General features: G+C 52.0%; 9 protein-coding genes. 6 read left to right on the top strand and 3 right to left on the bottom strand.

All coding sequences use genetic code 11. The features are described 5' to 3' along the window. Positions 1 to 9 precede the first annotated feature (9 nt). The gene (gene gnd, locus M0R33_RS23675; protein WP_292574426.1) at positions 10 to 1,455 is read left to right on the top strand and encodes a decarboxylating NADP(+)-dependent phosphogluconate dehydrogenase; all 1,446 of its coding nucleotides are present in this window, start codon (positions 10 to 12) and stop codon (positions 1,453 to 1,455) included. A 100-nt stretch (positions 1,456 to 1,555) separates the two neighbouring features. Here gnd and M0R33_RS23670 read toward each other — a convergent pair whose 3' ends face one another. From M0R33_RS23670 to M0R33_RS23660, 3 genes are all read right to left on the bottom strand, one after another. Continuing rightward, positions 1,556 to 2,071, bottom strand: a complete 516-nt coding sequence (locus M0R33_RS23670; protein ID WP_292574425.1) for a copper resistance protein NlpE — start codon at positions 2,069 to 2,071, stop codon at positions 1,556 to 1,558. A gap of 147 nt (positions 2,072 to 2,218) precedes the next feature. Further along, positions 2,219 to 2,608 (bottom strand): Dabb family protein, encoded by a 390-nt coding sequence (locus M0R33_RS23665; RefSeq protein WP_292574424.1) that lies wholly within the window; start codon positions 2,606 to 2,608, stop codon positions 2,219 to 2,221. Then, entirely contained in the window at positions 2,608 to 3,171 is a 564-nt protein-coding gene (locus M0R33_RS23660; protein WP_292574423.1) for a thioredoxin family protein, read from the bottom strand. The genes M0R33_RS23665 and M0R33_RS23660 overlap by 1 nt, the downstream gene beginning before the upstream one ends. Before the next feature lie 120 nt (positions 3,172 to 3,291). Here M0R33_RS23660 and M0R33_RS23655 point away from each other — a divergent pair, with 120 nt between their 5' ends. The 5 genes from M0R33_RS23655 to M0R33_RS23635 all read left to right on the top strand — a co-directional run bounded on the left by M0R33_RS23655 (position 3,292) and on the right by M0R33_RS23635 (position 13,001). After that, positions 3,292 to 8,493 carry an AAA family ATPase gene (locus tag M0R33_RS23655; protein ID WP_292574422.1) on the top strand — a complete coding sequence of 1,734 codons (5,202 nt, stop codon included), beginning with the start codon at positions 3,292 to 3,294 and terminating at the stop codon, positions 8,491 to 8,493. A gap of 66 nt (positions 8,494 to 8,559) precedes the next feature. Further along, positions 8,560 to 9,261 carry a response regulator gene (locus M0R33_RS23650; RefSeq protein WP_292574421.1) on the top strand — a complete coding sequence of 234 codons (702 nt, stop codon included), beginning with the start codon at positions 8,560 to 8,562 and terminating at the stop codon, positions 9,259 to 9,261. A gap of 12 nt (positions 9,262 to 9,273) precedes the next feature. Beyond that, complete coding sequence (locus M0R33_RS23645; RefSeq protein WP_292574420.1) at positions 9,274 to 11,646, top strand: EAL domain-containing protein; 2,373 nt, start codon at positions 9,274 to 9,276, stop codon at positions 11,644 to 11,646. An 86-nt stretch (positions 11,647 to 11,732) separates the two neighbouring features. Further along, positions 11,733 to 12,401: a ribulose-phosphate 3-epimerase gene (gene rpe, locus M0R33_RS23640; protein WP_292574419.1), complete on the top strand. Its 669-nt coding sequence runs from the start codon at positions 11,733 to 11,735 to the stop codon at positions 12,399 to 12,401. A gap of 66 nt (positions 12,402 to 12,467) precedes the next feature. Beyond that, on the top strand, positions 12,468 to 13,001 hold the full coding sequence (locus M0R33_RS23635) for a hypothetical protein (protein WP_292574418.1): 534 nt from the start codon (positions 12,468 to 12,470) through the stop codon (positions 12,999 to 13,001). The last annotated feature ends 123 nt before the right edge of the window (positions 13,002 to 13,124 follow it).

Genomic DNA, 13,124 nt, shown 5'->3' with positions numbered 1-13,124 from the left:
CAGGCAAACATGAAAGCAAATATTGGTTTAATCGGTCTGGCCGTGATGGGTCAAAACCTGGTATTGAACATGAACGATCACGGTTTCAAAGTGGCGGTCTACAACCGCACCACCAGCAAAGTCGACGATTTTCTGGACGGCCCGGCCAAGGATACCCAGGTGGTCGGCACCCATTCCTTACAGGCGCTGGTAGACAGCCTGGAAGCACCGCGCAAGGTGATGCTGATGGTGAAAGCCGGCGCCGTGGTCGATCAATATATCGAAGACCTGCTGCCGTTATTGTCGCCGGGCGACATCATTATCGACGGCGGTAATTCGCTGTTTACCGACACCGATCGCCGTACCGCCTACCTGACCGAAAAAGGCTTGCTGTATATCGGCACCGGTGTCTCCGGCGGCGAGGAAGGCGCTCGTCACGGCCCGTCCATCATGCCCGGCGGCAACAAGGCGGCTTGGCCGGCGGTGAAACCGATTTTTCAGGCCATCAGCGCCCATGTCGATGGCGACCCCTGTTGCGAGTGGGTGGGCGATAACGGCGCCGGCCATTACGTGAAAATGGTGCATAACGGCATCGAATACGGCGACATGCAGTTGATTTGCGAGGCCTACCAATTGTTGTCGGAAGGCCTGGGGTTGAACACCGACGAGATGCAGGCCATTTTCGCCGAGTGGAACCGGGGCGAACTGAGTTCTTACCTGATCGAGATCACCGCCAATATCCTGGCTTACAAGGAAGACAACGGCCAACCGTTGTTGAACAGCATTCTGGATACCGCCGGCCAAAAAGGCACCGGCAAGTGGACCGGCATCAATGCGCTGGATTTGGGGATTCCGTTGACGCTGATCGGCGAATCGGTATTCGCCCGCTGCTTGTCGGCGCAAAAAGACGAGCGGGTCAGAGCTGCGCAAGTGCTGCCTAAACCTGGCGACAGTTTCAACGGCGACAAACAGGCCATGATTGAAGCCATTCGCCAGGCGTTGTACGCCTCCAAAATCATTTCCTATGCGCAAGGTTTCCGACTAATGCGCGAAGCGGCCAAGGAATACCGGCTAACTTTGAATTACGGCGACATTGCCTTGATGTGGCGCGGCGGCTGTATCATCCGCAGCCAGTTTTTGAACGACATCAAACAGGCTTACACGCAAAATCCGGATCTGGAAAACCTGCTGCTGGCGGATTTCTTTATCGATGCCATGAAACAAGCCGAAGCCGGCTGGCGGCAGGCGGTGATTCTGGGCATCCAACTGGGCATTCCTACTCCGGCCTTTTCCTCGGCCCTGGCTTATTTCGACGGCTACCGCACCGAACGCTTACCGGCCAATCTGCTGCAGGCACAACGGGATTATTTCGGCGCCCATTCCTACGAACGCACCGATAAACCCAGAGGCGAATTCTTCCACACAGACTGGACCGGCCACGGCGGCAAGACGGCTTCGAGTACTTATACCGTTTGATGGTTTTACCGGAGGCAGACTCGACACCCGCCCGCTCCTGCAATACAAGTGCCCGGCCCGGCTATCTTTTGCCAAGCTGGGCATAAAAATGCAGCGTTTTTCAGTGGATATGTACTTGGCGCGACTTTACCGTGTCGCTCCTGCGCAAGGTATAGCTTTCCTGATTGCCTGCCATCGGCGCACCCTTGCTATTCAGCTGAACCAGCGTGCCTTCGTCTTCAATCCGGAATTGCCTTATAGCTGCGTCCTTGCGGGGCGTCAGCACCACAAGCCGGGTTTTATCGTCCCAAGTATATTTGCCCTTCTCATAAAACTCCCTTGAGGAAGCTTTGGCAAATTGGCTCACCAGCAGGTAATTGTTGTTCTGCTTTAAGGACAAGGTCATTTTCAGACCATCGCAATCGTCGCACGGCAAAAAACCGTAAAAAACCCCGTGAAAATCCTCACTTTGGCCCGATGATTTCTCGTGGGCCGCGTGGTCCATATGCTGCTGAGAAGTCGATTCACGCGTTTTAAGGACTTTTTCCTGCATCTGCATGTCCGACAATGCCCATGCAGGTTGGTGGGTCAATAACAAGGTACTGAAAAACATCAAAGACAGGTTAATTTTTATCATTATTTTTCTAATTGCTCTGGTTTAGGAACCCATTGCTAATCGATGGGGCGAGTTTTCGATCGGAATAGTCCGCGCGGCGTGAAAAATTTACCAGGATTATCCTGAACGTCAACCACGGGCTTTTCACGCTTAGCGCCCGCCTAACGATCACTCCACAAAATCATAAACTTGGTATCTCCGCACCATTGGACGCAGCACTTCCTGTGCCATCCGACCATAGGTCGGATTTTTCAAAAACGCTTCAAAAGCGGCCTGGTTTTCGAACACACTGGCTATTGCCACATCATACGATTCATCCAAGGCCGAACTGGTATGCCGCCGCTTGACAGGAGCTGGGCTGCCGACATCGTAAGCCATTACGCCGGGTAACCGGCCAAGAGACTTGCTTTCATCGATATATCGCTGCCTCAGGTTTGCATCCTCCGGCTGTTTTAACCAGACGATCACCAGATGATGTAAGCGATGTTGCGGCTCTACGGGGGGCGTGGCGCACCCGGATAAGATAACAGCCAGCATCAGCGCTGCCCATCTGACCATCACTCTTCCTTCCATTTGATATTACAGCCTATGCTGGGAATTTGCTCGGCGGCGATGGGTTGGCCGGCCAACATATTATCCAGGGCATTACGCAAATCCTGGCCCGAAACCGGTATTTCATTCTTAGGCGTGGAGCCATCCAACCGCCCCCGGTAAACGCAGGCTAGCTTGGCGTCAAACAAATAAATATCCGGTGTACAGGCGGCCTGATAGGCTTTGGCCACGGCTTGGCTTTCGTCATACAAATAGGCGGCGAACGGATTGCCCCACTCGACCATCAACTCCCGCATTTTGTCCGGAGCATCCTGAGGATAATTTTCGATGTCGTTGGCGCTTATCGCTATGCTGGATATACCCAAACCGACATATTGCTGGGCAATGGCGATCAATTGCTGTTTAACATGCAGTACATAAGGACAATGATTACAGATGAACATGATCAGGGTGCCTTGCTCGCCTTTCAGGTCCCGCAGACCGATGTTTTTACCGCTAATACTATCCGGCAAATGAAAATCCGGCGCTATCGTGCCTAAAGGCAGCATATTGGAAGGTGTAGCGGCCATAAGTTCTCCTTGGGTAAACGTTATAAAACCTGGATTATAAAACAGCGAAGAGACTGGTTTTACCCCAAAAATCACTTTACTATAAAAATCTCAATCCGTATTCCAAGGCAGGTATAGCAGATGATGGACAACAATAACAACAATGTTCAACTGCACAATGCGCCCCGCTTAAACAATTACGTGATCACCGAAAAACTGGGTGAAAGCCTACAAGCCCTGGTTTTTAAGGGGTTTCACAAACATGTACCCGACTACGCGCTAGTCATCAAATGCCTGAAACTGCTGTCTAGCTGGGAAGACCAGTCCCGGCATTTGCGCCAAAAAGTCGAACGCTTAAAAGTCCTGCACGACCCTCGCATTTGTACCCCTTTGGCCTTGGAGAGCAGCGAAGACCATCAGTTCATCGTACAACCTTGGTTCGGCGGCCTGCCCTTGAATATCTGGGCAACCAGCCAAGCCGATATCACACTAAGCGATTTTCTCGGCTTGGCCTGCGCGTTGGCCGATACCCTGCAAACGGTGCATGATGCCGGCATCATGCACGGCGGCGTTAAACCGCACAATATCCTGGTGCTGCCGGACTCCCTGAGCATACGCCTGACCGACTTCATCACGCCATTGGATATACGCGACGTCAGCCATTTTATTTACGACCCGGAATTCGTTCGCAACACCCTGGCCTATACCTCGCCGGAACAAACCGGTCGTATCAATTACCGGGTGGATTTTTCCACCGATTTATACTCGCTGGGTATCGTATTTTACGAACTGCTGACCGGCGGCTTGCCGTTTTTTTCCTCCGACCCGCTGGAGCTGATTCATTCGCATCTGGCCGAAGAAGCCCGCAAAGCCCACCTCATCAACCCGGACGTTCCTGCTGTTCTGGCTGAAATCATTCACAAACTGACCTTAAAGCAACCGGAAAAACGCTATCAAAGCGCCTCCGGATTACTGGCTGATTTAAGGCGCTGTCAGGAAGAGCTCCAAAGACACGGTCGCATATCCAACTTTACCATTTGCCAACACGACCTAAGCCGGCGGGTGATTTTCATCTCCAAAATGGTCGGCCGCCTGGCGGAAAGCGCCTTGATACATCAAGAATACCAGCAAGTCATGTCAGGCCAATTTCGTTCGGCGTTTATTTCCGGCTTATCCGGCATAGGTAAAACCCGTCTGATCCAGGAATTGCAGAAACCGCTGGTTAAAAATCGCGGCTATTTCACCTCCGGCAAATTCGATCAATACCAAAAAAACATACCTTACAGCTCCTTCATACAAGCCTTGCGTAATTTGATTCGCACCTTTCTCACCGAAAGCAACGAACAGGTCGCGCAATGGAAGCACAAAATCCTAGAAGCCGTGGAAAACCAGGGCGGGGTGATTATCGATGTCATACCGGAACTGAAATTTATCATTGGCCCACAACCGGAACCGGCTCACTTACCGCCGGTTGAAGCCCGTAATCGTTTCAACAACCTGTTCGGTCGCTTTCTGAGTTGTCTGGCCAGCGAAAATGCGCCGCTGGTGCTGTTTATCGACGACTTGCAATGGTGCGATACGGCCACCTTTGATTTTTTGCAAAGCCTGTTTGCCAATCATCCGGAACACCCATTTTTGTTTTTCATAGGGGCATATCGGCATAACGAAGTGGACAATGCCCACCCCCTAAGCAAATTAATACGCGCCATTCAGGACAATGAAGGCCCCTTGACGGAGATCAAACTGGAGGCGCTCAACGACAACGACTGCCACGAAATGGTGGCTTATATTCTGGACTCCTCGCTACAAACTACCGCCCATCTGGCTGGATTTATCGCCCAATTAACCGAAGGCAACCCCTTATTCGTCAGCGAAAGCCTGGCCTGGCTATATAACGAAAACCTACTGAGTACCGATGCCGAGCAGCACTGGGTATGGGACATGCAACGCATACGCGATGCGCAAATGCCGGCCAGCGTGGTGGAACTGTTCAGCGCCAAAGTGCGCAACCTACCCTCGAAAACTCTGCACATTCTCAATCACTGCGCCTGCATGGGCAACCGTTTCACCGCCGACGCTGTCTCACTGGCGATCGATATGCGTATCGAACAGTTGTTTGAAGACCTAAAACCGGTGCTTAGCGTGAGCTTGTTACTGGAAAACAAGACTGATTTGCAATTTGTTCACGACCGGGTGCAGGAGGCAGTGTTACATCAGATTGATAACAAGCTAAGGCCGGCCATTCACTGGCGTATCGGCAAACGTCTGCTCGCCGCGGCGGCAGTTAAGCCTAACCTGAAAAAACAAGACGACCTAACAGTGCGTGTGACCGAATGTCAATGCGCGGTTCAGCATGACATCAATCCGGAATCCCTGGACAATTTGTTCACCATCGCCGCCCACCTCAATCAGGGCCGAGCCACCTCACTGGATAACCAAACCGCTTATTGGCTGGCGGATATCAACTTTCATGCCGGCAACAAGGCATTGGACGCACTGGCGACCGCAGCCGCCAACGAATTTTTCCTGAACGCCCACCACTATCTGCCGGACGATTGCTGGGAGATTGCCTACCCCTTGACCTTCAAAATTCATCAGCGTCTGGCAAAAACCGATTTGATGTGCGGTCGTTACGAAAGCTCGGAAGGTCTGCTGAATCATCTGATCGAACATGCCATTAGCGACCTGGATAAAGCCGAAGCTCTGGCCGATCAAACCACTTCCCTATCCTCTTTCGGCAATTTCAAGCAAGCCATTCTCACCGCCAATCGCGGTCTGGCCTATTTCGACAAAGCCATTCCCGATCATCCCGACCAGGCCCGACAGCGCATGCATCAACTAATGACGCAAATTCAGCAACAAGGCGATATCTGGCAAACGATTTTGCGAATACCGTTTACCCGGGAACGTAAAAGTAAAATCGAACTGGCCTTTTACAGCGAGCTGATCCCGGACTTATATATGTGCGGTTTAGTGCCGCAGCTGTATTTATCGGCCGCGCAATCCACTCTACATTGCCTCGAAGGCGGCATGGATGAATCGGTGATTTATTCGTTTTCCATCATGGGTCTGAATCTAGGCGAACAGGGCCGCTTTGACGAAGCCTTTAAATACCAGGACTTGGCGCATGATCTTTGCGCTAAATACCCCAATACCTTTGGCGCTACTCGCGGCATGAACGGCATCGTCTGGTGCAATATGCATAGTCGCAGCCATCCGGCGGATATCGTCGATTACGCGCATAAGGCCATACAGTGCGGCAAAAATTGCGGCGATTTGTATAACGCCGGCTTGTCCTACGGCCCATTGATGTGGAATTTGATGGTGCAAGGCAAAAACCTGCGCTGGCTGGAAGAAGCCGCGGAAGAATGCCTGCAATTTTCCCGTAAAAACCAATTGTCCTTTTCGGTAGGACTAGCCGAAGCGGTATTGGCAGGCTGGATACAACCGATGAAACCCGATTATCAACCCGTCGACATGACAGCGACTTTACAGCGCTGGACCACCGATAATTACGTGGCGGCATCCGGCAGTTATTTTGCGTTGCTGGGTTTTGCCCAGTATTTTTTGCGCGACTACCAGGCGGCCTCCCAATCCTTGCAACAGGTGGAGGATTACCTGCACGGCATGACCGACAACGTCTTGAAAAGGCTGTGGTATGTCTTCAAAATTCTGATTCGCCTACGCCTGCCGGAACAACTGGACTGGCCGGAAATTGATGCTGAAATCAACCCCTTGCTGGACAAACTTGAAGCCTGGGCAAAACTGGGACCTTTATTAAAACCGTACCTGGCTTTCATTCGGGCGGAAATTGCGCTGCAACAAGGCTTTTACCGGGAAGCACGCAACTTATATTTTGACGCCATCGCCCTGGCCCAGGCACAACACTACGGTTTGCTGAGCGGGCACCTAAACGAAATGCTGGCGGATTTGTTAGGCGAATACCAGCTGGGCGATGCCGAATTGTATTACGCCGAGGCCCGTCGCCACTACCGACTATGCCGGGCGGATACCAAAAACAATCGCTTGCAGAACCGACATCCTTATGTCAGCAGAGACTCGGCAACGCGCAGCAACCGTAACGAGGTCTCGCATGAAACTCTGCCCAGCCTGGACATCAATTACTTGATGAAATCGGCTCTGGCGCTATCCGCGGAAATCGATTTAACTCAATTGATGCAAAAAATCATGGCGGTGGTTTTAGAGAGCTCGGCCGCCCAACACGGCTATTTGCTGATCAAACAAGACGATGAATTACTGGTATGCGCCGAACAACATGTCGGCAAGAAACAATCTCCCCAAAAACCGGCCTATTCATTCAATAAGCATCGTGGCATTTGCCATGCTATCGTCAATTATGTTCATCGCACCCATGCAAAAGTAGTGTTACACGACGCGGTAACTTGCGGAGATTTCCAAAACGCCCCGGAAGTGCAAAGTCTAAAGCTACGCTCGGTATTATGTTTGCCTATCATCAAACAATCTGAACTTATTGGTCTACTCTATTTGGAAAACCGTCTATCCGAAGGCGTATTCACCCTGGAAAAAATCAGCATGACCGAATTATTGACCGCGCAGGCGGCTATTTCGCTGGAAAATGCCAAATTGCTGGAACAAACCCGCTTGGCTTATTTGCAATTGCAGGAAAACCAGGAGCACATGCTGCAAATGGAAAAACTCTCCGCCATGGGAACCCTGGTGGGCGGCGTGGCGCATGAAATCAACAACCCTTTGATGGGCGTGATGAATTTTGTGGAATTTGTCGCCGATCGTACCGACGACCCCAAATCCAAACAAATTCTCGACCAAGCATTACAGCAAATTTTGCGGATCAAGAAAATCGTCTCCAACATGCTGGTATTCATGCACAGCAAATCCACGACCGGCGGGCATTGCTCATTTTCCGAAGTACTCGACCAAACCCTGTTGTTGTTGGACGGCGAGCTGCGCCATGCGGCCATTCCGGTTGAGCTACAACTACCGGAAAATCTGCCGGATATTGCCTGTCCAGCCGAATGCCTGCAGCAAATTCTAGTGAATTTACTCATCAATGCCCGCGATGCTTTGCTGAATTCGGCACATCCCAAAATCGAGATTGTTGCCATACTCAATGCTCAAACCCTGGCTATTTCGATCAACGACAACGGCCCGGGCATTAGCCCGGAAATCCAGAACCGCATGTTCGACCCATTTTTTACCACCAAAGCTCCCGGCAAAGGTACCGGCTTGGGTTTATCGGTTACCCGCCGACTGGTTCAAGACGGTGGAGGATCGATCAATATCGAAAGTCAACCCGGCAATGGCTGCCGGATTCGCATTAATTTCCACATTTTCGATAGCTAATTACCGGCATTCCTTGGATAATTGCGAATAATTCGCATCCAAATCACATAGTTCTGAGTAAAGTACATGTTAAACAACATTCTAGTCATAGATGATGATCCCGCTGTCCGCGGCGCATTTAAACTGATACTGGAAGAAGACGGCTATATCGTCAGTGAAGCCGAAAACGGTCTGCAAGGCCTGGAAATGGTAGAGCAGGACCGCCCCGATTTGGTTTTTCTGGACTTGCGCATGCCGGGTATCGATGGCGTGGAAACCCTGCGCCGCCTAAAAGCGATCCACCCCGACCTGAATATCTATATCGTCACTGCATTCGCGGCCGAATTCATGGAACAACTAAAATCCGCCCACGAGGACGGCTTGCAATTCGAGCTGGCCAGCAAACCCTTGTCTGCCTCGCAAATCAGAAACATCGCCCAAGTCGTTCATGTCGCTAAAGCCCACGAGGCCAGACGCGCCAACCACCATAAGCTGGTATTGACTCTGTATGTGGTGTCCCTGAACGCGGAAACCCGCCGCTTGGCAGAGCAAATCAGCGCCCTGCTGGCCGGCATTTACGAACCCGGCCATTGGGTGTTTGATGTTATCGAAGTACTGGGCATGCCGGAAAAGGCACTGGAAAAAGAAGTGTTCGCCACCCCGATGCTGGTGCGCGATATACCGGAACCGGTATTGAAACTGTTGGGCGACCTATCCCGCATGTCATCCGTCATGGCGGCTATTACCACGCAAACACAGGGCGTAGGCGTCCAGACCATCATTATCTAACTAGCTCTGAAGATGGCCGACACTCTAAAGCGACTGAATCTGATCCTGGACACCATTACCGATGGCATTCTGGTGGTCGATTTACAGGGTATTGTGCTGTACGCCAATCAGGCCGCTGAACAGCTACTCGAACGGCCCGCCATCGTTGGCCAATCGCTGGCCATTCCGATCACCAACAGTTCGTCGGTGCCGCAAGATATCAACCTGATCAGACCCAGCGGCTTTGCCTGGGCCGAAATGCGTTCGGCCCCGCTGGATTGGGAAGGTGCAAAAGCCTATGTCATCGGCTTACGCGACATTTCCGCCCGCAAGGAAGCAGAAATTGCCCTGCAACAAAGTGAAACCTTGTTTCAAACCCTGGCCAAACTGGCACCGGTGGGCATTTTCAAAACCGATGCTTGCGGCAAATACGAATATGTCAATCGACGCTGGTGCGATATCAGCGGCTTGGATGCCGCGGCCGCGCTTGGTGACGGCTGGACCGACTCAATTGCCGTTGAAGACCGCGCGCGGGTTCTGGCGGAATGGGACCGGTCCGCGCAAACCCAGATCCCTTTTTACAGCCAATACCGGTTCCAACACCGGAACGGCCCGCTACACTGGGTAGTAGGGCGCGCCGAGGCGGAATACGACGGTAATCATCACTTACTTGGCTTTATCGGCACCATCACGGATATCAGCGAAATCAAACGTAACGAAGAACATTTGCGTCTGGCCGCGGCCGTGTTCGAAACCACTCGTGAAGGCGTCATGATTACCAATGCCAACCGCGAAATTCAACGCGTTAATCGGGCCTTTAGCGAGATAACCGGTTACAGCCAGTTTGAAGCGCTAAATCGAACATCAGATTTATTACGCTCCGGTCGGCATCCCGACGAGTTCTACCGCGCCATGTGGGACGAAATCAACCAGACCGGGCACTGGCAAGGTGAAATTTGGAACCGGCGCAAAAATGGCGAACTTTATCCCGAGCTATTGAGCATCAGTACGGTCAAAGACCACGCCGGCGAAATATGCAATTACGTTGGGGTATTTGCCGATATCTCCATATTAAAAGCCTCCGAGCAAGAACTGGAATTTCTGGCCCACCACGACCCGCTGACCAAGTTGCCGAACCGTATGCTGCTGATATCGCGACTACAACACAGCATCTCGCAAGCACAGCGCCAGGACAGCCAATTGGCGGTAATCATGATAGATTTGGACCGCTTCAAGGATGTTAACGACAGTTTCGGCCATCTGGCCGGCGACGATTTGTTGCAAATGGTTGCCGCGCGTCTGACGGCCCGATTGCGGGCCGCCGATACCGTGTGCCGACTGGGCGGTGATGAGTTTGTCGTGCTCCTGGAAGATATGGCGCACCCGGAAACCGCCGCCCGCATTGCCACCGACATTATCGCCACCATCAATGAATCCTGGCAATTGAGCAACGGTAACGAAGTGCGAGTCGGCGCCAGCATCGGCATTGCCTTATACCCGGAACATGGCAGCGCTCCGGCGGAATTACTGCAACATGCCGATACCGCGCTTTACCAGGCCAAAAATGAAGGGCGTAACTGCTTTAAATATTTTTCCGAAGAATTAACTCGGGCCGCCCGGGAACGTATAGGCATCGAATTTCGCCTGCGGCAAGCCATTGAAAAAAAAGAGTTTCGGGTGTTTTACCAGCCGCAACTGGAAATCAGCACTGGCGAGATTGTCGGTGCGGAAGCGTTGATACGCTGGCAAACCGCCGGCGGCGAATTGATACCGCCGCTAAAATTTATTCCGATAGCCGAAGATACCGGCTTGATCACCAGCATCGGCAACTGGGTGTTAAAAGAATCCTGCCGGCAAGGTAAAGAGTGGCTGGACGCCGGCTTTCCACCTATTCGCATCGCGGTAAACCTGTCGACCCACCAGTTTCTGCATAGCGATATTTGCGCTATCGTGGAAGACACCCTGGCCGAAACCGGCTTTCCGGCTGAATATCTGGAGCTGGAACTGACCGAAAGCGCCTTGATGAAAAGGGAAAATGAAGCAATCGATATTTTAAATCGTTTGCACGAATTAGGCATCCACTTGGCGATTGACGATTTCGGCACCGGCTATTCATCGCTGGCTTATTTAAAATCCTTTCCGCTGGACGTGCTTAAAATCGATAAAAGCTTCATCGACGACATTCCCATGCAGAGCAACGACATGGAAATTACCGCCACCATCATTGCCATGGCCAAGACCCTCCGCATGCAAGTGATTGCCGAAGGCGTCGAAACACCCGCGCAAATGGCCTTTCTAAGCAGCCGCAATTGCGATTTTTATCAAGGTTACTTCGCCAGCAAACCCTTAGCCGCCGATGAATTTGCGGCCTTTTTAAAGCAACACGTACCCGAAACGGTTTACTGACACACGCAATCTACATCATCGGGTTTTAGACTATGCGCCGAAACGTCGTATAATGATCTATTTTTCAAACCAACGAGGATCAGAAAATGGCTGACAATTTGATTGCACCCTCCATTCTCTCCGCCGACTTTGCACGCTTGGGCGAAGAAGTGGACACTGTTTTAAAAGCGGGCGCGGACATCGTGCATTTCGATGTCATGGACAACCATTTCGTACCGAATCTGACCATCGGTCCTCTGGTTTGCGAAGCCCTGCGTAAACACGGCGTCACCGCGGATATCGACGTGCATTTGATGGTCGAACCCGTCGACCGCATCATTCCCGATTTCGCCAAAGCCGGCGCCACCTACATTACCTTCCATCCCGAAGCGTCCAGACACATCGACCGTTCCCTGCAAATGATCAAGGATTTGGGCTGCAAAGCCGGCTTGGTATTTAATCCAGCCACACCTCTGCATCACCTGGATCACGTCATGGACAAACTGGACATGATTTTGTTGATGTCGGTCAATCCCGGCTTCGGCGGCCAATCCTTCCTGCCGTCCGCCTTGCCTAAACTGCGCGAAGTCAGAAAACGGATTGACGACAGCGGTTTCAACATTCGCCTGGAAATCGACGGCGGTGTCAAAGTGGATAACATCCGCGAAATCAAAGCCGCCGGTGCCGATACTTTCGTGGCCGGCTCGGCTATTTTCGGCAAACCCGATTACAAAGCGGTTATCGACGAAATGCGCGCGGAAATGGCCAAAGCCTAATCTTCGCAATACCGCTTCGGCGTTCGGCCGAAGCGGTTTCCTCCCGCCCGACACCCCGCAACACCCATGGAATGGCAAAGCTTTTTAAACCGCTGTTGCAGCCTGGATCTGGAAACCAATGAAAACGGCGAAATTTTCGCCGTCGCCGCCCAGTTTGGAAATCAGACTTTTCGCCGCAAAGCGCCTTTTTCCATACATCAGGTTTTGCGTGAACTGGATGCATTTGCCGCCGGCGCCGAGTTTCTGTTGGGCCACAATCTATTAGGCCACGATCTGCCGGTTTGCCGATCCATACTGCCGAAACTAGCCTGTCTGCAAAAACCCGTCGTCGACACCTTGATTCTGTCGCCATTGGCGTTCCCGGAAAACCCCTATCACCGCCTGGTCAAAAATTACAAACTGGTGCGCGACGGCCTGAATGACCCATTATTGGACGCCAAACTGGCGGTGTCGTTATTCCAGGACCAATTGGTTGCGCTAAAGGAACAGCAGCAGGACAGCAATATTCTGTCGTTTTATCACTATGCGTTTTCCGGCGATCTCCAATATGCCGGATTGCAACACAGCTTGTCGGAATTGGGCGCGAGACCTATCAACTGAAGTTTCCCAGAAAATAATCAAGCCACCATGCGCAGCAACACCGAGACCAGTGAATTTTTGGTGGGATTGCCGGGTTTTGGGCAAACCCTATCGAAATCCTCATCGAGCGCGGCTTCGGCGATG

It is taken from the genome of Methylomonas sp. (assembly GCF_023228165.1).
Taxonomy (GTDB): Bacteria; Pseudomonadota; Gammaproteobacteria; order Methylococcales; family Methylomonadaceae; genus Methylomonas.
Note: the sequence above shows the minus strand (reverse complement) of the source record. Positions and strands in the feature narration are given on the sequence as shown.